General features: G+C 57.1%; 22 protein-coding genes and 1 pseudogene. 7 read left to right on the top strand and 16 right to left on the bottom strand.

Going from position 1 to position 25,746, the window contains the following annotated elements:
* Positions 1 to 292: 292 nt before the first annotated feature.
* Positions 293 to 1,825 (bottom strand): diguanylate cyclase, encoded by a 1,533-nt coding sequence (locus PFEN_RS18635; protein WP_191488280.1) that lies wholly within the window; start codon positions 1,823 to 1,825, stop codon positions 293 to 295.
* A 539-nt stretch (positions 1,826 to 2,364) separates the two neighbouring features.
* On the opposite strand from PFEN_RS18635, the gene PFEN_RS18630 reads away from it, so the two are divergent.
* Entirely contained in the window at positions 2,365 to 2,679 is a 315-nt protein-coding gene (locus PFEN_RS18630; protein WP_191488279.1) for a c-type cytochrome, read from the top strand.
* Positions 2,680 to 2,870: 191 nt separating this feature from the next.
* On the opposite strand, the gene PFEN_RS18625 is transcribed toward PFEN_RS18630, so the two are convergent.
* The 6 genes from PFEN_RS18625 to nosR form a co-directional block, all read right to left on the bottom strand.
* The gene (locus PFEN_RS18625; RefSeq protein ID WP_191488278.1) at positions 2,871 to 3,383 is read right to left on the bottom strand and encodes a nitrous oxide reductase accessory protein NosL; all 513 of its coding nucleotides are present in this window, start codon (positions 3,381 to 3,383) and stop codon (positions 2,871 to 2,873) included.
* A gap of 23 nt (positions 3,384 to 3,406) precedes the next feature.
* On the bottom strand, positions 3,407 to 4,237 hold the full coding sequence (locus PFEN_RS18620) for an ABC transporter permease (protein ID WP_191488277.1): 831 nt from the start codon (positions 4,235 to 4,237) through the stop codon (positions 3,407 to 3,409).
* Positions 4,234 to 5,160 (bottom strand): ABC transporter ATP-binding protein, encoded by a 927-nt coding sequence (locus tag PFEN_RS18615; RefSeq protein WP_191488276.1) that lies wholly within the window; start codon positions 5,158 to 5,160, stop codon positions 4,234 to 4,236. Before PFEN_RS18615 ends, PFEN_RS18620 begins: the two co-directional genes overlap by 4 nt.
* Positions 5,157 to 6,419, bottom strand: a complete 1,263-nt coding sequence (locus tag PFEN_RS18610; protein ID WP_191488335.1) for a nitrous oxide reductase family maturation protein NosD — start codon at positions 6,417 to 6,419, stop codon at positions 5,157 to 5,159. The genes PFEN_RS18615 and PFEN_RS18610 overlap by 4 nt, the downstream gene beginning before the upstream one ends.
* A gap of 75 nt (positions 6,420 to 6,494) precedes the next feature.
* On the bottom strand, positions 6,495 to 8,414 hold the full coding sequence (gene nosZ / locus PFEN_RS18605) for a TAT-dependent nitrous-oxide reductase (protein ID WP_191488275.1): 1,920 nt from the start codon (positions 8,412 to 8,414) through the stop codon (positions 6,495 to 6,497).
* A 76-nt stretch (positions 8,415 to 8,490) separates the two neighbouring features.
* Positions 8,491 to 10,668: a transcriptional regulator NosR gene (gene nosR / locus PFEN_RS18600; RefSeq protein ID WP_191488274.1), complete on the bottom strand. Its 2,178-nt coding sequence runs from the start codon at positions 10,666 to 10,668 to the stop codon at positions 8,491 to 8,493.
* Between the two features lie 785 nt (positions 10,669 to 11,453).
* Here nosR and PFEN_RS18595 point away from each other — a divergent pair.
* A complete protein-coding gene (locus PFEN_RS18595; RefSeq protein WP_191488273.1) occupies positions 11,454 to 12,818 on the top strand; it encodes an ArnT family glycosyltransferase in 1,365 nt (454 codons plus the stop codon).
* Positions 12,819 to 12,982: 164 nt separating this feature from the next.
* Here the strand turns inward: PFEN_RS18595 and PFEN_RS31520 are convergent, their stop codons facing one another.
* Together PFEN_RS31520 and PFEN_RS31515 are read right to left on the bottom strand one after the other, a co-directional pair.
* On the bottom strand, positions 12,983 to 13,480 hold the full coding sequence (locus tag PFEN_RS31520; protein WP_412071454.1) for a methyl-accepting chemotaxis protein: 498 nt from the start codon (positions 13,478 to 13,480) through the stop codon (positions 12,983 to 12,985).
* 372 nt (positions 13,481 to 13,852) lie between these two features.
* Positions 13,853 to 15,007, bottom strand: a pseudogene (locus tag PFEN_RS31515) (FIST signal transduction protein); the annotation flags it as partial.
* A 323-nt stretch (positions 15,008 to 15,330) separates the two neighbouring features.
* On the opposite strand from PFEN_RS31515, the gene PFEN_RS18585 reads away from it, so the two are divergent.
* The 4 genes from PFEN_RS18585 (at position 15,331) to PFEN_RS18570 (ending at position 17,501) form a co-directional block, all read left to right on the top strand.
* Positions 15,331 to 16,272, top strand: coding sequence for a 2-hydroxyacid dehydrogenase (locus PFEN_RS18585; RefSeq protein WP_191488271.1), 942 nt, complete (start codon positions 15,331 to 15,333; stop codon positions 16,270 to 16,272).
* Between the two features lie 80 nt (positions 16,273 to 16,352).
* A complete protein-coding gene (locus PFEN_RS18580; RefSeq protein ID WP_191488270.1) occupies positions 16,353 to 16,601 on the top strand; it encodes a FitA-like ribbon-helix-helix domain-containing protein in 249 nt (82 codons plus the stop codon).
* Positions 16,598 to 17,017 carry a type II toxin-antitoxin system VapC family toxin gene (locus tag PFEN_RS18575; protein WP_191488269.1) on the top strand — a complete coding sequence of 140 codons (420 nt, stop codon included), beginning with the start codon at positions 16,598 to 16,600 and terminating at the stop codon, positions 17,015 to 17,017. The genes PFEN_RS18580 and PFEN_RS18575 overlap by 4 nt, the downstream gene beginning before the upstream one ends.
* Positions 17,018 to 17,054: 37 nt before the next feature.
* Positions 17,055 to 17,501 carry a DUF3320 domain-containing protein gene (locus PFEN_RS18570; RefSeq protein ID WP_191488334.1) on the top strand — a complete coding sequence of 149 codons (447 nt, stop codon included), beginning with the start codon at positions 17,055 to 17,057 and terminating at the stop codon, positions 17,499 to 17,501.
* 20 nt (positions 17,502 to 17,521) lie between these two features.
* Here the strand turns inward: PFEN_RS18570 and PFEN_RS18565 are convergent, their stop codons facing one another.
* The gene (locus PFEN_RS18565; RefSeq protein ID WP_191488333.1) at positions 17,522 to 18,442 is read right to left on the bottom strand and encodes a LysR family transcriptional regulator; all 921 of its coding nucleotides are present in this window, start codon (positions 18,440 to 18,442) and stop codon (positions 17,522 to 17,524) included.
* 262 nt (positions 18,443 to 18,704) lie between these two features.
* Here PFEN_RS18565 and PFEN_RS18560 point away from each other — a divergent pair, with 262 nt between their 5' ends.
* On the top strand, positions 18,705 to 19,643 hold the full coding sequence (locus PFEN_RS18560) for a class I adenylate-forming enzyme family protein (protein ID WP_191488268.1): 939 nt from the start codon (positions 18,705 to 18,707) through the stop codon (positions 19,641 to 19,643).
* 86 nt (positions 19,644 to 19,729) lie between these two features.
* On the opposite strand, the gene PFEN_RS18555 is transcribed toward PFEN_RS18560, so the two are convergent.
* From PFEN_RS18555 to PFEN_RS18530, 6 genes are all read right to left on the bottom strand, one after another.
* Entirely contained in the window at positions 19,730 to 20,920 is a 1,191-nt protein-coding gene (locus PFEN_RS18555) for a cyanate transporter (RefSeq protein ID WP_191488267.1), read from the bottom strand.
* A 153-nt stretch (positions 20,921 to 21,073) separates the two neighbouring features.
* Complete coding sequence (locus PFEN_RS18550) at positions 21,074 to 21,865, bottom strand: ABC transporter ATP-binding protein (RefSeq protein WP_191488266.1); 792 nt, start codon at positions 21,863 to 21,865, stop codon at positions 21,074 to 21,076.
* A gap of 18 nt (positions 21,866 to 21,883) precedes the next feature.
* Positions 21,884 to 22,621 carry an ABC transporter permease gene (locus tag PFEN_RS18545; protein ID WP_191488265.1) on the bottom strand — a complete coding sequence of 246 codons (738 nt, stop codon included), beginning with the start codon at positions 22,619 to 22,621 and terminating at the stop codon, positions 21,884 to 21,886.
* A 21-nt stretch (positions 22,622 to 22,642) separates the two neighbouring features.
* Positions 22,643 to 23,314 (bottom strand): ABC transporter permease, encoded by a 672-nt coding sequence (locus PFEN_RS18540; RefSeq protein ID WP_318192845.1) that lies wholly within the window; start codon positions 23,312 to 23,314, stop codon positions 22,643 to 22,645.
* Between the two features lie 112 nt (positions 23,315 to 23,426).
* Positions 23,427 to 24,191 (bottom strand): transporter substrate-binding domain-containing protein, encoded by a 765-nt coding sequence (locus PFEN_RS18535; protein ID WP_412071453.1) that lies wholly within the window; start codon positions 24,189 to 24,191, stop codon positions 23,427 to 23,429.
* A 763-nt stretch (positions 24,192 to 24,954) separates the two neighbouring features.
* Complete coding sequence (locus PFEN_RS18530; protein WP_191488262.1) at positions 24,955 to 25,614, bottom strand: response regulator; 660 nt, start codon at positions 25,612 to 25,614, stop codon at positions 24,955 to 24,957.
* Between the last annotated feature and the right edge of the window lie 132 nt (positions 25,615 to 25,746).

Here is a 25,746-nt window from a genome sequence, read left to right as displayed (position 1 = left end):
GACATTGCACCTCACTCGATCAGCGCACCTTCCAGGAGCACACCACGAATTCCTCAACTCGTAGCCCTTCCTTTAAAACACAACCTGTAAGCGCTTGCAACTACTTTTATTGCGAAAAGGGGGGCTCGGAAAAGAGGACAGGGTATGAAAGGGGGGGGCAGTGAAAATGAAAAGGCGGACATCCATTGTGTTGCAATTCATATGAGACAATTGCTATATCACTTGAATAGCGACCGGGCCCGAAAGCCCGTGAAACAATAGGCGCAGTAGTGACAACGCGTCAGCCAGTCTGTTACGAATTGGCAAGCTGGACTTGATCGCGACCACTGGATTTGGCGCTGTACATGGCGGCGTCCGCACGTCGAATGAAGGCGTCGAATGATTCCGACGGAGTCCAGGTCGCGACGCCGAAGCTGCAAGTCACCTGTCCTAACTCATCGAAGGGGAGGGTGCTTATTAGCACTCGAAGCTTTTCTGCCAGCAGCCTCGTATCCTCCAGTTCGCTGTCCGGGCAGATCAATGCAAACTCTTCTCCGCCCGTTCTGCACAGCAGATCGGTTTTGCGTGTTGCCGAACGTATCCGTGTGCATAACGACTTCAGAACGGTGTCACCACACTGATGCCCCCAGCAGTCGTTGATGTATTTGAAGTGATCGACGTCGAACATGATCAGTGATAGCGGACGATTCTGCGCGTTAGCCTCGATGAGCAGGTGCTCCATCAACTCTTCGAAGTAACGGCGGTTATAGACCCCCGTCAGGTGATCGGTAATGTTCAGTAACCGCAAGTCTTGCGTGCGCTCCGCAACCAGCGCGAGGGCGCGCGCGCGTTGCGTGATCAGCAAGTACACCATCAAGGTCAGCAGCAGCGTCAACCCTGCCCCGAACACGATAATCAGGCTGCTGGACAGTGCGTAGTTGTTGGCAAGCAGAAATGTCGAGGTTGGGCGAAACTGCATCAAATAGTTTTGGTCAGCGAATTTCAGCAGCCGCTGCTCATAAAGCGCTGAAGGGGCTGCTCGGGCTGAGCTCTGATAAATAATTTCCCCCTGATGCTGCGCATCGACGGTTGAAAGCGTCACGTCAAGGCGTTGCAGACTTGGTATTGGAATGCCTTGCTCCATCAAAAAAGCCAAGCGTACGGTGGAGACGACGTACCCTTGCAAACCATCGTCGTTCAATGGGACCTCGGAGGTCTCCTGGAATACGGGGGCGACAAAGAAAACTCCGGATTGGCCATTGGTCATTTTCAACGGTTCCGACACGACCATCTGATGTGTTTCTCGCGCTCTCTTCAGCAAGGCCAGGCGACTCGGGCGAGCCAGAACGTCCATGCCAGGTGTGATCTTCACGTCATCGCGCTTCACCAGGTAGAGCAAAACCCAGTGTTCCGGGCGGCTGGCGAGGGGGACTTTTACGCCGGTGACGGGATTGATTTCATAATATGAAAAATCACCGGCACCATTGAGGAGCGCCTTGGCATGAAACGTTTCTAGATCCTTGTCGAGGATCCTCGCTACCCAGCCATAGGTTTCGCCCTCTTCAACCAGCGGCGTGACGAACCCCAGAAATTCCTTTTCAGTGACATTGTCGGAGTTGCTGAAGAAACGCTTCACAGTGTTCAGTTTCAAGTCCTGAGCGGTAAAGCGTCGCTGCAGGCGACTGAATCGTTCGTCGACCTCCAGCCGGAACGCAACACCAACGGTGCGTTGCTCTGAGCCGATGAACAGAATCAGCACCAAGGCCGTGACGGCCACCCCAGCCAGGCACACCAGAGCACAAAGGGTCACGTCTGATGCTTTGAGTACGCTCGGACGAGAAGACATCGTTTCGTGTTCCTTGATCATCGCCAAAACAGCGTGCTGACATCTGGAGTTTTTTGGATTATCGGCACGTCTGCCAATATCTTTATAGACTGGGCGCAGGAGCCATGCGCTGGCTTTTTTATATGAGGATCTCCGGTCCTGAATAAGACTGACAGCTTCTTGCTTTTTTCAGCTTTGCGTGGGTAAAGCATCATACGCTACTTCATAAAAAGGTAATCGGCCATCAGGCTGTATCGAAGTCCCTCACACCTCGGCTCTAGAACGGCTGAATGCGAACCAGTCAGCAAAAGCAATTAGCTCGCCAACTGCGACAATTAACCTCAGTCCAATAAGTTGAGTGATGACTGGGAATTGAAAATATAATAAATGTGCAAGTTCGGTTTTTGGCATAAACTGGTCACCTGCCAACAATGATCGGCAGCAGTAGCATGAGTTTCCCTGAAGGGTAAATTCCACCTTGATAATATTCAACGCGATGACTGTTGGATAAACCGGAAGCGGATCGTTTCGAATCGGCTTCGTAGTCTGAGGAATCAACAATGAAAAAAATTCTTGTTCCACTACTGGCCCTGGGGGCCGCGCTGACCCTGCAATCGGCTCAGGCCATTGACGGTGAAGCGCTGTTCAAGAGCAAGCCCTGCGTTGGCTGTCACATGATCGACGCCAAGTTGGTCGGCCCGGCATACAAGGAAGTGGCGGCCAAATACGCCGGCCAGGCCGACGCTTCGGCGGGCCTGGTCAAGAGCATCAAGGAGGGCAGCACGGGTAAATGGGGGCCGATTGCAATGCCCGCCAACCAGGTCACCGATGAAGAGGCGAAAACCCTGGCCGACTGGATTCTGACGCTGAAATAAAGTTGCCCGAGTGAAACGCGATACCTCATTTGTTGCTGTAGATTCTGAACTAAAAAGTACGCAACCCGCAGAAGCGAGCCGGCTCTCTTCTGCGTTGAGGGCTATTGATTAATCAAGGCCGATTGGCCCCGATATCATGAGTCCTCAACACTTCCTGCCGCGGAAAATGTCTGAGCGCAATGTATGGCCTGCTACATTGCCGGCGCTTGCTGCAAAAGTGCCAGGTCGATGTCTTCAAAGCGCAACACCCTGCCGCCTTGCTCGCTGGCAAGTTTGCGTGCGACCGCCTCATCGGAAAACGAGGCGAGGACAACGCCCATGGAGCCTTTGAGCTTCGTGCCCACGACATAGTAGGCTTTGGTTGCATCGATCAGATAATGGTCATCGGGTTTTTCCCAGGCACTTTTCCCCATGTCGTGTACGTACAGCTTCGTTTCAGCGAGATGATTCTCCGGCTGAAGCCACCATCCGAGCATTTCCGCGGTGGAGCAGAATTTCCTGACCTTGCCTTTTTCCACTACCTCGCCTTTGGGGCCTGGAAAGTCGGCGATGACCATGCCACAGACATGGCACTCGTCACTCTTGTGGAAGGCCACTGGCGTCAGGGTCTGCTTTTCTGCCGCGGACTTGTTGCAGGCCGCCAACCCCAGGCAGGTGATGAGTATCATCAGGGCGCGAGCCCAGGTCAGGTGCTGAGTGTTCATTTGAGTTTCTCGAGTTTGAATAATCAGGTCAGGCGACGGCTGAACATCCAGTAAGCCGCCAGTAGCGAGACTCCGACCCAGAGCAGCAGACAAAGCCACAACAGCGCGCCGGGTACCGGTAAATCGCTGCTCAAGGCCATCAGGCCGGCGGCGCTGCCACTGCCCTGGAAACCGGAGAGGTTGATCAGGCGATAGACATCGGTCGGGTTGAGCAGCAGTAACCAGGGCAACAGGTCCGGGTTGAAGCGGCCTTTGCTCAGTACCAGCACCGCCAGCAGCACCAGGTCGAACACCAGCACGAAGAGGAACCACACGCCCAACGCCATCCCGGCCGCGCTGGATTTTTCGCCGGCCTTGCTGCTCAGCACGTAAGCCAGCGCCAGGAACACCCAGCCCAGCAGCGTGGAGGACACCATGAAGCGGGCGAATGCCCAGAGCAGCATGCGCAAATCGACATTGTCGACCAGCAGGGCAATGGCGATGGCGGCGCAGCCAAATCCGATCAGCGTGGCCAGGGCCAGGATCAGCCCGTGGCCGACAAACTTGCCGAGCAGGATCTGTCCACGCCCCAGGGGGTAGGTCAGTAACAGCATCAGCGTGCCGCCCTCGTCCTCTCCGACGATCGCGTCATAAGCCAGCAGCAAGGCGATCAGCGGCATCAGGAAAGTCGCCAGGCTGGCCAGACTGGCGATGGTCGCCGGAATCGAGGTGAACCCCACTTGCCCGGACGCCGCCGCGCCGAGCCAGGCGATACCCACCGCCAGCACGGCGAACAACAGACTGATTGCCAGCAGCCAGCGGTTACGCAGGCCGTCGCTGAATTCCTTGCCGGCGATGCTCCAGATCTGCTTCATGGATGAGCCCCCGCGCTGCCAGGAGACGTCGCACGATTCATGTAGTAACCGTAAAGGTCCTCAAGGGACGGTTGCAGTATCTCGATATCCTGCGGTTGTTCCTCATGGAACAACTGCTGCAGCAGATCGACTTTGTCGCCGTTGACCACCATCACCTCGACCCCGTTGCCGCCTATCGCCCTGGCGCTATGCCCGGCGGCATTCCAGCGCTGCAACCACTGCTCCGGTCCTTGCAGACCGCTGACGCGGATACGTGCCGACAAGTCAGCCTCTTCGCGCAGGCTGGCCAGGCTGCCGATGGCCTGCAAGCGGCCATTGGCGAGGATTGCCGCGCGGTTGATATGGGCTTCGACCCCGGCCAGCACATGGGAACACAGGATGATGCTGGTGCCGCGTTGTCGCAGGCGGTCGATCAACAGGTACAGCTCCTGGGTGGCAATGGGGTCGAGGCCGACGGTTGGCTCGTCGAGCAGCAGCAGACGGGGCTCGCCGAGCACCGCCTGGGCCAGGCCCAGACGCTGGCGCATGCCTTTGGAGTAGGTTTTCACGCGCCGGTCCGCGGCGTCGGCCAGGCCCACCTGTTCGAGCAGTTCGTCCACCTGGGTCAGCGCGCTGCCCTTGAGGCGGGCGAAATAGCGCAGGGTTTCGCGGCCACTGAGTTGCGGGTAGAAGGTCACGTTTTCCGGCAGGTAGCCGAGCTGGCGGCGCACTTCAGCGTGTGCCGGCCGGCAGCCGAGCACATGCACCTGCCCGGCACTGGCCTTGAGCAGGCCAAGGATCAGCTTCATCACGGTGGTCTTGCCCGCGCCATTGTGGCCAAACAGGCCCAATACCTCACCTTCGCCCAGGCTCAGGGTCAGGTCGTGCAGCACGGTCATGCTGCCGTAACGCAGGCTTACGCCTTCGATCTCGACGGGATTCATAAGGTCGGCCGCTGTGTCTGAGGCATGCTCGGAGGGTTCATCAATGGGAAACTGTCCTTGACCCCCGGCGACTTGGTCACCGGGAAGCTGTGTTGCACCCAGCGCAGTAGCTGGATGCTCGGGCTGTTCATCAGTAGACGCACCTGTGGGTACAGCCAGAGCAGGCGGTCGACGTTATCGTTGGGTTCGTAGATCACATCGCCGACCCCGTCGTTATTGCGATCCCAGCCCAGGTAGTCGCTCCAGTAATTGCCGTGGCCCTCGGCCGACCATTCCTGGGTACGGCTGGCGACGTACTTGACCTGCTGCTGATTGTCGACAAAGGCGTTGTCGGTGATGCGGTTGTCTTCGGAACCGGCGGTGAGATGAATGCCCACCGCGCTGCGTTCGAAATGATTGTGCTCGATGACATTGAACAGCGAGTTGTAGATGAACAGCGCCTTGCCCTCGGCGCCGCTGGCCATGCCGCCATCGGGGGAGCCGCTGCTCACGTCGCTGACGACGTTATCGCGCAGCTCGGAATAGGTGATGTAGTTCAGCAGGATGCCATAACCCTCGTCCTGCTCGGAGCGGTTGCCAATCACCGTGAGCTTGCGGCTCTGCATCAAGGCGTAGCCGGTGCGGGTGCGGCGGGTGGTGTTGCCGAGCAACTGGTTGTCATTGGCGTACATGTAGTGCACCCCGTAGCGCAGGTCTTCCAGGGTATTGCCCTGCAGCAGGTTGCCGTTGGAGGTGTCGATGTAGATGCCATCGCGGGTCAGCCGGACGTGATTGCCGATCACCCGGGCACCGCTGACGGCATACAGATGAATACCGTTGCCGCGATCCTGGGAGCGAATGCCCGGGTCGCCTTCGATGTCGTTGTCGATCAGGCTGACATCGTGAGTGCTGTCCACCCAGATGCCAAAACCTGGCCCTTTCATGCGGTTGTGGCGTATCAGTGCCCCACGGGCTTTGGGCCCGATGAAAACCGCCGAGTTCATGGCGGTCATGTCGCGCCCCCAGTCGAGCAAGGTGCAGCCTTCGACCTGGACATCGGGGGCGCTGATGAACAGTGCGTTGCCTTGCCCTTGGGCATTGATCACCGCGCCTTTTTCACAGGTGATGCGCATCGGCTGATCGACACTGAACTGCCCCTGGTATTCCCCGGCGGGCAGTGTCCAGTGGTGATCGTCCTCGGCTTGCAACGGCAGATCGGTGATCGGCCGCGGCGCCGCCTGGGCAAGCACCGATAGCAACACCAGCACCAGAAGTGCCATGCCGTGGAGTGGATCGGTTGCCAAGGGTCTGAACACTGCATTTACCTTTTTCGCGGCGCTGATTCACCCGGCCGTTCAAGCCTTCTCGACGAGCATCCGGCCGACCATTTCCATGTGCAGCGCATGGCAGAACCAGCTGCAGTAATACCAGTGCAATCCGGGTTGGTCGGCAATGAAGGTGATCGAAGAGGTTTGCTGCGGGCTGATCTCCATGCTTGCACCGTGGTTGGTCATGACAAAGCCATGGGTGACGTCTTCCACCTTGTCGATGTTGGTGATGGTCACGGTCACTTCATCGCCCTGTTTGACGGTGAACTCGTTGATGCCGTAGACCGGCGCCATCGAGGTCATGTACACCCGGACTTTCTTGCCATCGTGGATGACCTTGTTGTCGCTCTCCAGCTTGATCCCGTCCTTGGCGGCAAGGGCCACGGTTTCGGCGAAAAACGCGTCGTCGCGGTCCCAGATTTTCTTGGTCCTGATCTGGTCGCGTCGGGCCAGGACGCAATCGTGGGGTTCGGCAAAGGCCGGACCGTCGTGCACCAGTTTCATCTCGTCGCCGGAAATGTCGATCAGTTGATCGTTTTCCGGGTGCAGCGGGCCGGTTGGCAGGAAGCGGTCCTTGGAAAACTTGCAGAGCACCACCAGCCACTGGCCGTCGGCGTCGCGGGTCTCGGTCAAGGACGCATGGTTATGCCCCGGCTGGTACTGCACGTCGAGTTTCTGCTTGATGTAGTTGACCTTTTCGCCGGTGTAAGCGCGAATGGCTTCCTCGATATCCCACTTGACTATCTGGCTGTCGATGAACAGCGTGGTATAGGCGTTACCGCGACCGTCGTAGGTGGTGTGCAGCGGGCCAAGACCCAGTTCGGGCTCGCCAACCACCACGTCCCGCGGGTCTTTGAGTTTGTCATTGAACAGATCGTCGAGCTTGGCGGTGGCGATGATGGTGCAGGTCGGCGAGAGTTTGCCGGCGGCAATGAAGTACTTGCCGTCAGGCGACATGTTGATGCCGTGAGGGTTCTTCGGCACCGGGATGTAGCGGGTGAACTCGCTGTCCTTGCCGTCTTTCTTGCGGCCGTCGACCACTGGCGACTTGGCCTCGCCCACGGTGATGAATTTGCCGGCCTTGATCGCCGCCTCGATGCGCGGAATGTTGAACACCACGACCCAGTCGCGCTCGTTGCGCATCATGCCGGCCAGGTCAGTGGCTTTCTCCGAGTTGTAGCAGGTCGACGCCGCGTATTTGCCGGTGTAGTCGGCATCGGTGTTGTCCAGGTTGCCGTCGACAATCACCTGGAACGCCATCTCCATTTTCTCGGCGTCGATGACGTTGAACATGGTGTAGCTGTTCTTGTCCTGCAGGTCGAAGGTGCTGCCATCGTTGGGGTGCGGAATGATGAATTCGGCATTGGCGTACACGTACTTGGTGTGCGGCACCTTCTGCAGGCGCAGCCCGTGAATGGCCTGCACGTTCGGCACGGTGAGCATCTTGTCGCACTTCATGATGTCCAGGCGGATGCGCGCGACGCGGCTGTTGGCCTTGTCATTGATGAACAGGTACTTACCATCGTACTTGCCGTCGGTCATGGACAAGTGCGGGTGGTGACAATCGCCGTTCTTGAACCGGGCGCTGTCGCCCAGTACCCGTTTGCTTTCGTTGGTCAGGCCCCAGCCGGTGGCGGAGTCGACGTTGAACACCGGAATACGCAACAGTTCGCGCATCGACGGTATGCCCATGATCCGCACTTCACCCTGGTGGCCGCCGCTCCAGAACCCGTAGTACTGGTCCAGTTCGCCGGGTGCCACATGGATCTTCGATTGCGCGTCCTTGGCCGCCGCAGCCCAGGACTCCCGGGTGAATACCGCGCTGCCAAGGGCCGTGCCACCGGCCAGCACGGCACCGGTCAGGGCTGAGACCCCGAGGAAACCGCGGCGGTTGAGGCCGGTACCCTTCACTGCGTCAGCATCGTTCTTCGACTTGTCATCGCTCATGGGTTTTGCTCCATCGGGGCAGATTTGAATAAAGTTGGTCAATCGATTCCTGGGCCTTTGCCAGCAGCAAGGACGGTCAGGGCTTGAACACTTGCACCACCGGAATCAACTCGGCGCTGTCCGGCACGGGCGCGGGCTTGTCCCGTGTCTTGCGCTTGTTCTTGAGGATCAGTGGCGGACATTTGTTTTCGTTGTGATAGGTCATCTGGCAATCGAGGCAGTAGTGGCACTCGTTGGCGTTGATCCGGCCGTCCGGCTGGATCGCCTGGATCTCGCACTCTTTGGCGCACAGTTGGCAGGGATTGCCGCACTCCTTGCGGCGTTTGAGCCAGTCGAACAGGCGCAATTTGGTCGGAATCGCCAGCGCCGCGCCCAATGGGCAGACGTAGCGGCAGTAGACCTTGCGGGTGAAGATGTTGATCACCAGCAACGCCACCGCGTAGACCACGAACCACCATTGGCGATCGAACTTCAGGGTGATCGCGGTCTTGAACGGTTCGATTTCGGCAAATTGCTCGGCGCTGCTCATCGACTCCAGGGAGATGCCGAACAACACCAGCAGAATGATGTACTTCACCGCCCATAGGCGTTCATGCAGGGCAAAGGGCAATTCGTATTGCGGGATCTTGAGTTTGCGCGCCGCTTCGTTGATCAGTTCCTGCAAGGCGCCGAACGGACACAACCAGCCGCAGAACACGCCACGGCCCCAAAGCAGAATGCTCGCGGCGGTAAAGGTCCAGAGGATAAAAATGATCGGGTCGGTGAGAAACAGTTCCCAGCGGAAATGATCAAACAGGGCATGGACGAAGGTCAGTACATTGACTACCGAAATCTGTCCCAGGGCGTACCAGCCGATAAACACCACGGTGAAGATCAAATAGGCGCGGCGCAGCCAGTGGAGAAAGCGCGGGTATCGGGTAAAGGTGTCCTGCAGGAACAGAATCACCATCAACACCGCCAGTGCCGTGCACAGGATGCCGATCTGAAAGGCCTTCTGGTACCAGATATTGACCCACGTCGGTCTGTTGGCGACTTCAATGGCCGCCAGTTCCGCGGCGCTTGGCGGCGGACGCAGGAGGTATTGCTCGGGCAGTTGGTAGGACAGTTCGAAGCTGCTGAACATGCCGCTGACCGGGCCGGTCTGGCGTCGCACCAGCAACTCCAGGGACCAGGGCGCCCCCGGGTCGAACCTGGCGGGTTCGCGCACAATGAAAATCGACATTTCATTGAACTCCGGCATGCCCTTGGCAAACACGTCGGAGAGCCGCTGATGGTCCATGTCGCGGAAACTGATGACGTTGCCGAATTGGCGCAACTGCACCCGGTCGAAGATCCCGCCGCGCACATAACCCGAGCCTTTATAGGAATACAGACCGCGACCCAGCACGGCAATGGCTTGCTCGCCGGGCTTGAGATCCTGCATGAGGAAACGGTACTGATTGTCGCCCAGCAAGTTGCGCCCAATGGCCGGAGGATTCAGGTCGGCGGTATAGAGTTCGATAAATGTGTCATTGACTTGATCGGGGCTGGCGTTGCCCACGCCTTCGGCCTCGGTGCCCTTGAAGGCGGCATCAACCTGACCTCGGGTCAGATTCAACTGGCGGATGGCGCCGTTACCGGTGAGTTGTTCCCAGGTGGCGGGCTGATAGAAGTCCTCGCGCACGGTGGCGGGTTTCTTTGCCGCGCCGCTTTTGTCTTCAATCAGCTTGAGCGACACGGCCACCTTGTGTGCCGCGCGCATGATGATCTCATTGACCACCATCACTGTTACCGTGGCCCCGGCGACCCCATCGACCGTGACGGCCTCCGGATCACTGGAGCGACCGACGACCACCCGGCGATCGGCCTTGATGCCCTTGTATTTGGCGTCGAAGGCATGGAGTCTTTCCACGGGAATGCCAACCAACAGGATCGGCTCATGGTGCTCCAGCACGTAGGCGTCCTGGATCACGCCGGCAGGGTCGAGGATCACCTGCATGTTGATCGGCTTGCCCGAATAGGCCGGGATGTCCACCACATCCTGGCTCTGGAACACATAACCGAGCAGCTTGTCCCCGTGGCTGATGGTGCGAACCTTGAACTCGCCTGTCGGCTCGGAAAGCTTATCGTTGCCGGGAAATACTGCGTCTATTCGCTGCTGCTCGATCCCGCCATAGTCTTTCGCCTGCAATCCAAAAAAACCGCCGCACAGTAAAATCAGCACAAGTGTCAGCACTGATATCGGATGTTTGAATGGGCGAAGAATATATGACATTAGGAATATTGAAACTCCATAGGTGCTCATGAATTTGCTGAGCCATCGACTCCGCTAAAAATTGGCGGGTAACGATTATGCTCCAATGCTTCCTGCTTCGGATTTATGCACTCGATAGTCCTCTTTACCTGAGGGTAGGGCAAACAATATTTTTGCGACGATTGCAAATACTTGATAATTCGCAAAACTTCCCCATCACCCGCTATTAATTTAAGAATGGGCCGGCGTTATCTTGCGCGCGAGACTTTTCTGAAATCCCATCGGCAATATTCGTTCGATTTTCGGAAAGATTTCTGAGGGATATCAGGCGCAACCCCATGGATAGCTAAAGAGGGCAACAACTGTCATGCCTTAGTATGGAAACAGGTCTAAAAAATTTTTTCCTTGATTTTAGACAAGTTTTATTTGATCAGAGGCAAGAGGGTCAGAGCGGGATAGCACAAGGTGAACAAGAAGCTGGGCTGGGAGGCTGGGGTGAGACTATTTCCCGATTATCCGTTACTGATGCTTGACCACTATCGGCGGGAAAAATATGTTTGTCATCTGTTCACATACTTTCATAGCCTTTTACATTTTTTCACCGATGAGCGCGCGCCTGGTCGATATGAGTGAGATATCATATGGATGGCAGGCTCGCTGCTTCATAGATAGAAGGAGGCTATGACTCTCATCAGCTCAGTATTGTAGTGAAATGGTTTGTGTGGACAGCACTGGGTCGGTGCCGCGCTATGGTTTTCCGTGCTCGGGTGCTGTATTATTGACGGTTTTTTGAAAGTATCGATTACATGGATACCCTGATCAAGCAAGCTGTAAAGAAACCCGGCCTAAGCATTTTCCTGGTAACGCTCGTTATATTCATGGGGTTGCAATACAAGGCCTCGATCACGAACTACACCACTCGGTTTGTGGATTTTGCAGAGTATATGTTGCAGCATGGTGTAACACTGTTCCCCATTGCTGAGGACTTACAGCCTTATCCTGATTATACGATTGCGCATACTTTTCTGGTTTACTTGTTTTCTTTGCCTTTTGGTCGACTTTCTATTCTCTCCATGGGTTTGCCCTACTGCATCGCTGCAGCCTTGATGTTGGTTTTTGTTTACAAGCTCGGGGCGTTGCATGAAAAGAGATGGGGGTTGTACGGTGTCTTTTTTTCGCTGTTTACATGGGCGTTTCTAGACAGTGTTAATTTTTGGGCTCTTGATATTTATCCCGCGCTCTTTACGGTGATCTGTTTTTATTCTGTGTATTCTGCAGAATTGAAAGAAGACAAGTCGCGATTGGTTTTTGTGTTTGTCGGGTTGGCGCTTGGCTTTGTGTTTCGTGGCCCGATTGGGCTGTTGGGGCCTGCAATCGTCGTCGTGTGTTATTATTTATTGAATAAGCAGTGGCGGGCGTTACTTTTATTTTCGTTGCTCGCGGGTTTGATTTTCATTGCGGGTGTGGTGGTATTGGCGTGGGCAGCTTATCTGCAGGGCGGCTCAGCTTTTATGCAGGAAGTCTTGGTAATGCAGGGCTTGGGGCGAGTGGTTAATGATCACGCGCCACGCTATTATTTTTATTTTACTGGCGGGCTGATTGCCTATGGCGTGACTGCTTTTTTTGCCTTGATCGTGATCGTAAAAAAACACAAGCAGTTCTTTTGTTTGCCTCGGAAGGCCGACACTAATATGCTGTTGTATCTCGCTGTTTGTCTTTTTGCTATCATTGTTTTTTTTACTATTCCATACTCGAAAAAGATGCGCTATATATTATCTATTACCCCTGTCGTTTCTTTGTTGGCGGCCTATATTTTTATCGAGAAAGGTGATTTGTTTTCTGGGGCGAAGAGGTGGTTTTTACAGTTTTGTCTGGCGCTCCCGGTTGTGGGATTGGGATTGACTTTGTTTGTTTTTGTCTATAACTCTTATTCGCTTCATCCGCTGCAGCCAAACTATCCTGGGGTTCTCATCAGTTTTGTCGTTCTTCTTGTGGTCCGTCATGTCATGAATAAAAATTACGCTGAGCATTCGTCTCGCGAACTGATCACGCTGTTGTTCGGGGTTGTTGCTTTTCTCTGTTTGGATGCGTTTTTCTTCAATCCCATCACCTATCACCTTGAATTGGCGAACGAGCCGACACCAAAGTTTCTTCCGTACTGGTTTTGGTAGAGGTATCCGCTCATGGCACCGATAGGGCATGGAGTCGTTCTTCGACCAACAGGGAGTCTGATCGTATAAAGGCACACAGATTTATTTTCCCCAGTGTTCACTACCGATACTGGATAGCTGTCTGCAGGGTTAAATAAATCTGTGTCTTTTCCGTCCCTTTTCCTTCAACCGCGCCGCGTCAGCCCGGTCAGCGTGTCGGCAATCGTCTTGGTCCGCTTCGACGTCCCTTCGGTTGTCTGGCTGGAGTCTTCCAGGGCGTTGAACAAGCCCCTCAATGTGCCTACGGCTGTGGACTGATCTTCGATCTGCACCGCCACTTTCTGGATCTCGGACGACAGCCGATCGATATCCACGCCGATCTCGCCGGCGTTCTTGCGGGTGATCTCCGCCAGTTTGCGCACTTCATCGGCCACCACGGCAAAGCCGCGGCCCATTTCGCCGGCCCGGGCGGCTTCGATGGCGGCGTTGAGGGCGAGCAGGTTGGTCTGGCCGGCGATCTGCTGGATCACTTGTACGATCGATTGGATACGCAAACTCGATTGCGCCAGCTCGCGGGCACCGCCGACCACCTCGTCGGCCTGGGTGGACAGGCCATCGAAGGTCGAGCGCGCTTCGGCGGCGACATCGTGTTGCTGGTCGATGGTGCTGGCCAGGTCGTCCATCGACAGGTGCAGTTCCTGGGAATAGTGCTGCAGTTCGCTGGCGATCTGTTCCTTGTTACGGTTGGCCTGGTCGAGCACGGCACCGAGGTCGGTCAAACCGTGGAAGACCGGTTGCAGGTTTTCATCCAGGCCACTCACGTCCAGGCTGCTGACGAAGTTGTTGTTCTTGAAGGCTTCGATCTGCTTGACCAGCACATGGTTGAGGCCCACCAGTTTCTTGATCTGACGGCGTAGGAAAAAGGCCTTGAATTCGCCGTAGTGGATCGGGAAGCGGTCGACGTAGTCATCTTCAAAGGTGGCGCCGTGGGCGACGCGGAAGAAGAAGATCGCGGTCAGGGTCTGGTTGAGGTTGAGCCCGAGAATCTCGCCGAAAGTGGAAAAGCCGATCAGCGGCACGTCGCCGAAGAGGCCGGTCATGGACCCCAGTTCCGTGCTGTTGTTGAGCCGGCGCAGGATGCAGTCGTTGAGGATGCCGGCAATCGGCTGGCCGCCCTTGCCCTGCAGGAAGCGCTGGTAGTCGGCGCGGGTGGCGTCGCGGATCGAGGTGCGTTTGACCATGATCAGTTCTTCGCCCGGCGCCACGTCGCAGAACAGGTGCACCAGGCCTTGCGTCGGGTCGATACGGGCGATGGAACGGACGAACAGCTCCTGGCCCACGCGGATGGCGAAGGAGTAGTCGCTCAGGTGTTGCTCCAGTGCCTGCGGCGCGCACTTGAAGGCATCGGCCAGGGCCTGGACCATGGTCTTGATATTGCCTTGGGCGTCGATCACCTGGTGAATGGTGCGATCCTCCAGCGACGCGGTCAGGACGTTGAAGGTCTGCGTCGAGGGTTGGAAATTCTGGCTTTTGAACACGCCGAAACGGACGCCGGGCGGGCACTTGAGAAAGACGATCTGGGCGTGGTTCTCGTAACTACGGTTGCCGTCGTGGATCAGGGTCTTTTTGAAGTCGCCCTTGCCACCCGCCGAACCGCCGACGAACAGGCAGGGGAAGCGACCGGATTCGTAAAGCGCTTCCATGAAGAACGATTCGGACGCCGACAGGCCGTCGAAGAGGATGTAGGCCAGGGTGTCGCGCTGGTCGATGTGGGTACGTACCTGCGCCGCCTTGAGGTTTTGCACCAGGCGACCGATGCGCTCGCGCATGCTGATGCGTTTGCCATCGCCGCGGATATCGGCGCACTCCAGGGACACCATGGCGATTTCGGCGCTGGCGATCACGCTGCGATCGAACAGTTGCAGCACGATCCGGTCCCAGCGTTCGCCGGTAGGGCAGTAGAGCTGGCTGTCGGTGCTGCACAGTTCGCCGGAGGTGGTACACAGGCTGATGACGCAGTTCGGGAAGCGCTGGCGGACGGTGCGGGCGATCTGGTCGAGGTCCAGGTGCGGGGACACGAAGCCGGAGATGAATACCGGCTCCAGGCGAACCGCCTGCAGCTTGGCCTGTAGTTCACTGGCGGTACTGAGCACGCTGAGGGTACCCGACGAAGAGGAGTGGGTCCGGTTGAACAGGCGAGAGAGATTCATCAAGGACTACCTCAAGGTAAACCGCAGATTGTTATTGTGGGTAACAGCGCTCCATTGCCGTAGGTGGGGGGACCTGCCTGGCTTGTCGGCGCTGAATTGAGCGTAGCTTCTGCGCGCCCCCATGTTGTCCAGGGTGATGTCAATGTGATTTCAGGTTTTGATTTTGATCAACGAAACCACTCAGGCTGATTTTGTCGACGGTCATGGCTGGCATCGCAATGTTCATCTGCTCGAGCAAAGGGCGGGGCGCTTGCAACTAATCATGTAGTCTATGGGGGCGGAACGCTCCCAACACGCGCAGGCTAAATCAAGAGTACCTGGCTATGGTTCGAGATCTCCTGGTTCTGATCGAATTGGCTCCCGAGAGTCTGGCTCACCTGGAAGCCGCCGGTTTCAAGGCGCACATGGCGGTGTCCGCTGAAGCAAAGGCCGGCACGATCAAGGCCATTGGGCCTCAGGTTCAGGCGGTGCTGACAAACGGCTCTACGGGACTTTCGGTCGTTGATATGGCCGCGCTGCCTCAACTCAGGATCGTCTGCGCCCAGGGCGCGGGCTACGAAAAGATCGATCTGCTTGCCGCTCGCGCGCGCAACATCATCGTGACTCATGGCCCCGGCACCAACGACGCATCGGTCGCTGACCATGCGATCGCACTGTTGATGGCTATTGTCAGGGGTATTCCGCAAGCCGATGCCGCTGTTCGCCGAGGTCAGTGGTCTCAATCCAGGCAGCCGCGCCCCATGCTTTCGAAAAAGAAACTGGGAATTCTGGGACTGGGCAATATCGGACAGCAGATTGCCCGGCGAGGCATTGGCGGTTTCGAGATGTCGGTGGGTTATCACAGCCGTCGCCCACGCGAGGGATCGCCATTCTCCTACTTTGATACGCCGGTCGCCTTGGCAAGCTGGGCTGATTTCCTGATCGTGGCCACACCCGGCGGCGCCAGTACATTTCACCTGGTGGATGCCGCGGTACTGAATGCCCTCGGCCCCAACGGTTATCTGGTCAATATTGCCCGGGGCAGCGTTGTGGACACTGTCGCGCTTATCTCGGCACTGACAAACCGTGAAGTTGCCGGGGCGGCACTGGATGTCGTGGAAGGAGAGCCTGATGTGCCAGCGGCGTTCGCCAATCTGAATAACCTGATCCTGACGCCGCATATAGCGGGGCGTTCACCGGAGGCGGTCACCGCCACGCTGCAGTTGGTCATTGAAAATTTGAAGGCTCATTTCTCAGGAGGCCCCGTCCTGACGCCTGTGCCATGAGTTTAATAAGCATGCCCGAGGTTGCCCCTGCTGCAATCAATGCTTAAAATGCAATCATTGATGAGTGATTGAGGTACGCCATGGCAAGCATGACGATTCGTAATGTCGATGAACAGCTCAAGGCGCGCTTGCGTGTGCAAGCTGCTCTGCATGGTCACTCCATGGAAGAGGAGGCTCGCGATATCTTGCGCGCTGCATTGTCAGTTTCGTCCGGGCGCTCCGGTTCGTTAATCGACGCTATTCGTGCTCGGATCGAGCCTTTAGGCGGGGTGGATTTGGACATCGCACCACGTGAGGCGATGCGTGAACCGCCGGATTTCGATGCATGATCATTCTCGATACCAATGTCCTGTCCGAAATAATGCGACCGGCTCCAACAGATGCGGTTGTGGGATGGTTACAGAAGCAGCCACGAGCCTCATTGTTTACCACCACGATTACTCGCGGTGAAATCCTTTATGGCTTGCGCCTGATGCCAGAAGGGCAGCGTCGTGATCGGCTGTGGGATGTAGCGTTGGACATCTTTAATATCGATTTCGCCGGTCGATTGCTTGGCTTCGACAGTGATGCGGCGGATGCCTTTGCCGAGATATCGGCATTACGCCGCCTTGCAGGTGCTCCTATCAGTCAGTTTGATGCAATGATCGCGGCTATGGCTTGCTCGCGTGCTGCAATATTGGCGACTCGTAACGTCAAGGACTTTGTCGGTTGTGGTGTTGATGTCCTGAACCCTTGGGACTGTTGAATATTGCTTTAAATCTCGCCATTCCAACCAGGGATAGCTGACTGACGCCGAGCAGTTCCATCTGCCGACATACACCCCCGTACTGTGCGACATCATCGCAGAGGTCCTGTGCCAGGAGGCGCCAATGCTCGACGCACTGCTGGTCCAGCGGGTTGCCCGGGCTCATGGCTTCCAGCGCGCCGGTCGCCTGATCCGCGACCGGGTACTCGAACTCGCCGACCAGCACCACCACGTGCAACAGTCGGGGGACGACGGGGCCTTCGTCTGGCATGCCGAGGACGATATATCGGGCTGGTCGACCTACCGGATCCCCGTGTCGGCCAATGATGCGCGCTCGATAGAGGAAATCTGTGCTGAAGAGCTGCGCATTGCCGCAGGGATCATCGACGCGGCGGACCCGGCCTTGGAGGTGGCACGGTTGCTGGGGGTGAAGCGGCTTACGGGAGCGGCGCGCGAACGTATCGAACGGATTCTCCGGGGGTAGGGGGCCTCGGTGGTGGCCTCCTAGGCACAAACCTGGGCAATCTGCTCGCGCAACCAAGTGTTGGCACTGTTTTGCTCGGTTTTCCTGTCCCACAACATGTCTATTGTGAAACTGGGCAAGCCCGGCGGCGGGTTGCAAAAGGCGAACTTGGTTTCGTCACAGATCAGCCTCTGGATGCGCCGAGGCAAGATGAGAACCAGATCGGTCCCGCCGACCATTGCAAGTGCCGCCACATAGCTATTGGCGCGAGCGACAATCTGCCGGGTATAACCCTGTTTGCCGAGCCAGCCATCCACCATATTGGTGTCTGACGTCCAAGGCGTCGGGAAAATGTGCCGGCGTGCGACAAAAGTGTCCAGATTGAATGTGTTCTCTGCTGGCGTGAAGTGCTTGTCGACCACGCACACCAGGTCATCGCCCAGCAGTATCTTGGATTTGAAGGGCTTGGCGTCGCGATGAAAGTTCGGGCCGGCACAAATAACCAGGTCAATACGACCGTCTGCCAGTTCTTTGATGGGCACATCTTTGTGAAACTTGTGAGTATTGATTATGATCGGAAGATTGCTTTTTATAATGTTTTTCAACAGGCTGGGAAGGATCAATAATTCGAAGTATTCAGGTGCGCAGATATTGAAAGTGATCTCTTTTTCGGGTGGGGCAAAGGCTTTTACTTTGGAATGACACAGGTTGATATTTTTTATTATGTTGACCACATGGCTGTACATGCTGGTGGCCTTGCTGGTTGGCCACATGGCATTACGGGTGTGGATGAACAGCTCATCTTCGAAACTGGTGCGCAGCTTTTTCAGGCAATAGCTCACGGTAGACTGGCTGACGCAAAGGGTTTCGGAGACCTCGGTGACGCTGTTCTGCTCATAGATCGCGACGAATACCATCAGGTCCTGCATGTCCAGCTTTCTGAGCAAATTGCTATTGAGCATGAAATCCATCTCGATAAAGATCCATCAACATTACGTTTGCTCAAGGGCGGCAAAACTGTCTATTTATATATTAGTGGATGCAATTTATTTTTTAAATAGTCTGGATGAGGCAACCTCACTATATTCGCCTTTCTCATGTTGAGACGCTCCGCGCTGGGCTGAAGGCAAATATGAGCCAAAGGCTGTATTACTGCTGGATGAAATAGTCATGCCAAGCGCTCGCCAACTCTGCCCCGGTCCTTCAGGCATACAGGAGCTGAGCATGAATATCGCCAACTGGCTGGACGAAGCCGGTGTTCGCTACCCGAATCATCCAGCCTTGTTCGAGGGGCGGCAGCAAGTCGCCAACTATGGCGCCTTTGTCGCCCTGGTCCGACACCGGGCCGGGTATCTGATCGACGGGCACGGCATTGCCCCTGGCGACCGTGTCGCGTTGTTCATGAAAAACTGCTGCGAGTACCTGGAGTTGCTCTACGCCATCTGGTGGGTCGGCGCGGTGGCGGTGCCGATCAACTGCAAGCTGCATCCCGTCGAGGCTAACTGGATTGTCGACAACGCACAGGTCCGGTTGATCTTCACCGATGGCGGCGAGGTATTCACGCGCGGCCTGCTGCCACAGACGTGTCGGGAGCTGGATCGAGAGGACATGGGAACACATGCCTCGATCACTTCGGCGCCGGACACGCCTTGTCCGCGTCGGGCCAATGACCTGGCTTGGCTGTTCTACACCTCTGACACCGCGGAGTACTCAACGGGAATGAAGCTGAGCCATGGCGACCTGGTCGCCCTGGCTCTGCGCTACTCGACTGACGTCGACTCGGTCGAGGTCGGTGATGCCGTAGTGTATGCAGCGCCGATGTCTCACTGTGCCGGTCTCTACAGCCTGATCCATGTGCACCGGGGCGCTCGCCATGTCGTCCCCGAATCTCGGGGCTTCGACGCCGACGAACTGTTTGGGCTGGCAAGTAGGTTGGGTAACATCACGTTGTTCGTGACACCCACCCTGTTCACGTACTTGGTCGAGCGGGCCCGTCGCCAGGGCTACGACGGTGAAGGCATCAAGACCGCCATCTATGGAGATGCTCCCATGTGCCCGACAGACGGGCACGGCGCACAGCCCAGGAATATCCGCGGCGACATTCTTGGCACGGAGCTACGCCTGTGGTTGAAGGCGAGCGCCAATGACATCTGTGTTCCCTGAAGAAGGGGGGCCGGCGGATAGCCGAACCGGTCCTTTCAAGACAGGCCGATCAGCCCGTGAGAAAATCCTGAAAGGACCGCTGATGACTATTGGATATGCTGTGCGTAGTGCTTCGGATTGAAGCGCAACACCATCACGATCATCACGGCCATCACCGCCGCCAGTGACCACCAGGCCCACTCGAAGCTGCCCAACTGGTCGCGAATCATCCCGGCAATCAAGGGTGAGAGCCCGGCGATCAGATAGCCGATGCCCTGGACGAAGGCGGTCAAGCCTCCGGCGCGGCGCGGGTTGTCCAAGTGATCGAGAGAGACAATCAGGCTCATCGGGAACAACCCGCCGATACCCAGGCCCAGTAGGCACGGCCACAGCAGGGTAAAACGTTCCGGGCTGAGGATCAGTCCGCAGAAACCGGCGATGATCAGGGCCAGCAGCACCGTCAGCACCAGGCGTTTGTCTTGACTGCGGTTGGCGATCGCCGGTGTGATCAACCCGGACACGACCTCCATGGCGGTCAGCAGGCCCAACAGCAGGCCCGCGCTCTGTTCGCTCCAGCCCTTCTCCACGTAATAGGGCGCCAGCCAAGCCAGTACACAGGTGTAGGACGCCGTGCCCAGACCGAAGAAAATCGCCAGCAGCCAAGCCCGTGAATGACCGACGAACGATTCCTGGCGGCTGCCCGTTGGTGCCGCTGGCAAGGGTGGGACCGCCGAGCGCTGGGCAAACCAGATGATCAGGGCTACCAACGCCAGCAACGCCCAGATGGCCAGGCTGATCCGCCAGCTCCCGGTCCGGGCCAGGACGAATGGCGAGAACGACGCCGCGACCGCCGCGCCCCCCATGATCGACGTGACGTAGAGTCCCATGAACAGCGATACGTTATTGGTGAAGCGTGATTTGATCAGTGCTGGCATCACGGCTTGAATCAGGGCGATTCCGAGTCCTGCCAGTACCGCGCTCAGAATCAGCTCGACGGTGCTGTTCAGGTACAACCGTGAAGCCGTCGCCAGGCCGATGATCAGCAAGGACACTATGATGGTGCGGTGTTCGCCGAAGCGCAGGGCGATGCGCATCCCGAGGAACATCGCCAACCCCATCGCCATGACCGGCAGCATGGTCAGCAACGCCGCGGCGCTGAAACTCAAGGGGATATCCCCGCGAACCGCCGACAACAGGGGACCGATCGCGGCCATGGAGGGTCTCAGATTGAGGGCAACCAACACCACACTGACCATCAACCATGCGGCGTGGGTGCTTGACGCTCGAATATTTTCCATTGGTGAGCCTTGGTTAACAAAGCTCTGATTAGGCCGCCCCGGGGGGCGAGGAGCAATTTGATAAATAAGGCCGGCTATCGAGAAATCAGGATGCCGCATCTTCCAGGGCCGAGAGGCGCCTGGAATACGGCTGAGCTGCGCCGGCGAGCAGTGTTATTCGGCACTCCTCTCCTGATGGCTGGAAACGAATTGCTTGAAGCGTTCGGTGGGCAAGCCTTCGAACAGTTCCGCTGGCGTACCCTGGACATCGATCAGGCCGCCATGCATGAACACCACCCGATTCGACACGTGGCGGGCAAAGCCCATTTCGTGGGTGACCACCAGCATGGTGCGGCCTTCCTCGGCCAGGGAGCGCATCACCCGCAACACCTCGCCGACCAGTTCCGGGTCAAGCGCCGAGGTCGGTTCGTCGAACAACATGACCTGGGGATTCATCGCCAGCGCGCGGGCGATCGCGACGCGCTGCTGCTGGCCGCCGGACAGGTGAGCCGGGTAATAGTCGCGGCGATCGTACAGGCCGACCTTGTGCAGCAGCGCCTCGGCTTCCTCGACGCATTCGGCGCGGGAGCGCTTGAGTACCCGCAGCGGGCCTTCGATGACGTTTTGCAGCACGGTCATGTGCGACCAGAGGTTGAAGCTTTGGAACACCATGCCCAGGCAGCTGCGCATGCGTTCGACCTGGCGGCTGTTGCTCGGTGTCTGACGGCCATCGGCATGCTGCTTCATTTCGATCACTTCACCATTGACGCTGATGATGCCTTGATCAGGGGTTTCCAGCAGGTTGATGCAACGCAGGAAGGTACTTTTACCGGAGCCACTGGCGCCGAGGATCGAGATCACGTCGCCCTTGTGGGCTTCCAGGGAAATGCCCTTGAGGACATGTGCGCTGCCGAAGGATTTCTGGATATTGGTGACCGACAGGGCTGAAGCGGGCTGAGTGCTCATGGCATGCTCCGTAGCAAATCAGGAATGGGTAGGCAGCGATGGGCTGGCTTTTTTGATGGTGTCCACTGGCCGCTCACGCAGGTGCGGCGAAAGGCGGTACTCGAGCCAGGCGACAGCACGGACCACCAGGAAATTCAGCACCAGGTAGATCAAGGCTGCGCAAATGAACACCTCCATCGTGCGATAGGTGCGCTGGATGATCTGCTGCGCGACGCCCGTGACATCCCACACCGTCACCAGGCTGGCCAGGGCCGTGGACTTGACCAGCAGAATGGCTTCGGTGGAGTAGGCCGGCAGGGCCTGGCGCAGAGTGACCGGCGCAATGATCCGGCGTAGCAGTTCCCACGGCGACATGCCCACGGCCTTGCCCGCCTCGATCTGTCCCTGGGGCACGCTGAGCAGCCCACCGCGAATGATTTCGGCGGTGTAACCGGCGGTACACAAGGCCAGTGAAAGCACCGCGCAACCATAGGGCGACTTGAGCAGGACCCAGGCGAAGCTGTCGCGAATGGCCGGGAATTGGCCCAGCCCGTAGTAAATCAGGAACATTTGAATCAGCAGTGGCGTACCGCGAAACAGCATGATGTAGAACCGCGCCGGATAGCTGAAAAACCACCAGCGACTGACCCGCAGGCTGACGATGCCGACAGACAGGCTCAGGCCGATCACCAATGAGCTGAAAAACAGTGTCAACGTGGTGGGCAGTGCCGCCAGCAGCTTGAGCATGGTGTCGGCGAGGAACGGAAAATCGATCATGAGTGGCGCTCCGGACTCGAACTAGACTGGGCTGCGTTGCCGCGTACGACGCACGCGAGTTTCAGCCATGTTGAAAAGCCGACCGGACAGGCCAGTGAGAATGAGGTACACGACACCCCCGACGATATAGAACGTAAAGTATTGCCGCGTCGAGCCGGCGGCAACCTGACTGGCGCGCATCAACTCCACCAGGCCGATGACTGAGATCAGCGCGGAGTCTTTCAGGCTCATCTGCCAGACATTGCCCAGTCCGGGCAGGGCGAATCGCAGCACCTGAGGCACCAGGATCCGTTTGAAACGCATTGCCCGGCTCATGCCGATGGCCAGCCCGGCTTCCAGTTCGCCCCGCGATACCGCGAGAAAAGCCCCTCGGTAGACTTCAGCCTGATAGGAGCCGGAAATCAGCCCGACCGCCAACGCGCCAACCAGAAAGGGGGGCACGTCGATATAACCCTCACCGCCGAACCAGTGGCCAACCGCGGTCACCACACTGGCCCCGCCAAAGTAGAACAGGTAGATCACCAGCAACTCCGGGATGCCCCGGAACAGTATCGAGTACAGGTCCCCCAGCCAGCGCAAACCGCGCTGGCGGGAGAGCTTGGCCGCCGCGACCAGGCTGCCAGATACCGCACCCACCAGCAGCGCCGCCAGGGTCAATATCACGGTCATGCCCGCTGCCTGGAGTAGCGCCATTCCCCAGCCTGAGTCACCAAAACTGAGTAGCTGCAAGAGGTTCATAGAGGGGCCCACTTATGAAAAAGGGTTAAGCAGCCCGGCACCCTTCAGGGCACCGGGCTATTCAGAATCACTGCTTGGGGGTGAGGTCTGCCTTGAACCACTTCTCGCTCAGTTTCTTGATCGTGCCGTCAGCCATGGCTTCCTTGAGGGCTGCGTCGAACTTGGCCTTGAGCTCAGGGTCTTTCTGGCGGAAGCCCAGGGCTTCGCCTTCACCCCAGATCGGGCCTTTGATGACCGGGCCGGTAAAGGCCAGCGGCTTGTTCTCAGGTTTGTCCATGACCGAATTGAAGAAGGTCACATCATCGAATGCAACGTCGATGCGCCCGGCCAGCAGGTCGAGGATGGCTTCGGCCGAGCTGCCGTATTCACGAACGGTCGCCACATCCTTGAAGTTCTCATCAATGAATGTCGTGTAAATGGTGCCGGAGGCGATGCCAATGGTTTTGCCCTTGAGCGCCTTGCGCAGCTCTTCAACACCGGCTCGCACTTCCTTGGCATCGGTACCCAGGGTAATGGCGGCCTCGGCACCGCTCTTGCCCGGTAACAGATCGGCTTTCAGTGCAACGAAGCTGGCCGGTGTCTGGGCGTAAGGCGTCGAGAAGGCCATGACCTTCTTGCGTTCGTCGTTGATGACAATGGCGTCCATCAGCACGTCGAATTTCCCGGCATTGAGGCTGGCGATCATCCCGTCCCAGTTCTGTACGACGAGGTTGCACTTGAGCTTCATGCGCGGGCAGATGACATCCATCAACTCCGGTTCGAAGCCGCCGATTTTTCCACCCGCAAGTGTCAGGTTCCAGGGCTCATAGGCCCCTTCGGTGGCAATATTCACCGAGGTCCACTCTTTGGCCTGCAGTGCCGGAGCACAGGCCAGAACCATTGCACTGAGCGCTACAGATCCCAACCAGCTTGATTTCTTCGACATCTTGATGATTCCTGCCTAATCAATGGAGTGTTGCGAACTGATCCGGCTCAGGCCGAATCTCCAATGCCCGTGTGCACACGACGCGCACACGAGACAAAACCCTGAAAGCCAACCTGCCTGTTCGGCCGGTTAATTCGCACCCATAAGAGCCCTGCTGAGGTAGCTGGCCCGTCTCCATGTGCTTCTGAGCTACCGCTCAACCAGCCAACCCTGGCAATGGGCGGGCTTGCGTGGGCGGGAAGGCCCGTCACACGCGGAAGCAGTATCTGTGCACCGATTTCTCTGACTGCTCATACGCACACACATTTACTTGTACATACAAGCATATGCAATCGAGCGGCCAACTTGATGGCGCGTTGCTCAATAAAGCTTGGGATCCGGCTGGAATGGCCTTGAGACAAGGGCTTGCCAGCAGGCTTTTTTTTTTCAAGGCGGGCGGTGACGGGGTGGCGACTGTTACTGGCGCCTGGAATTGCGCCGCGTTGGGGCGCTCGGTGACAGTCTGGGAGATATTGGTGCGCGAAGGGAAACAGCTGGAAACAGTAATTTTGCGGCGAAGGAGGGGATGAATTTTCCGCCCGGACCACGTGTTCCCAGCCAGCCCGGAAATCACAGGCATAGCACAAGCTGCGTTGCTGACGCAGGGTACTGAATTCAAAAGAAATGGGGCTTATCGGGCCGTTAGCGTTTCGAGTGTCTTTTGAAGTTTGTGGATATCCATCGGCTTTTGCATGCAGTCATTGAATATCGATTCCTGGCATTTTCCTCGCACCTCCTCCAGAGGGGTGGCGGTAATGGCTATGATCGGAGTGGTGCTGGGATCGAAGCCTTGCTGGCGAATTCTCATGGCGGTTTCGATACCGTCCATGCCGGGCATCTGAATGTCCATCAAGATGGCATCGTAGGAGGGACACAACATGCCCAACGCTTCATAACCATTGCTGGCTATGTTGACGCGGCAGTTAAGGCTTTCCAGAATCCTGCAGTGAAATTCGCGTATTCGCTCATCGTCGTCGACGACCAATATGGACAGCCATTGGCTGTGCTTCGATTGGGTATCGGTTGAGGTGGTTTCCTTTGCCTGTTCTGCAATGCATTGAAAAAATCTAAGCATGTCAGCGCCTGAAAGCTCCAGTTCGGAACAACTTCTTTCGAAGTGGGACATGAATTGTTTCATTTGTTCCAACGTCATGGTGTCTGCCTTCCTGGCCCCGGACTTGAGCTTCCAAAAGGTCCCCATGAAGTCGGTCAAAGGTTCAAGCAGGTGACGGTTGAAGGTCTGCTTGCTGATCGGGAGTCTGATGCTATTCGGATGGGGGGTTTGGCACATAAGAGCTCCCTCTGTTCCCTGGGACGATTTGCTTTGTGATTCGGTTTAAAATTTATAAAGCGAATAGGCTTGTCATTCAATAAGCTCTTGTGTCGTTTATTGCTGATATTTGTGTAGGTTAATTCTTTGCGA

It is taken from the genome of Pseudomonas sp. FEN (genome assembly GCF_904067045.1).
GTDB lineage: Bacteria > Pseudomonadota > Gammaproteobacteria > Pseudomonadales > Pseudomonadaceae > Aquipseudomonas.
The sequence above is the reverse complement of the archived record's forward strand: the minus strand, read 5'-3'. Positions and strand labels throughout refer to the sequence as shown.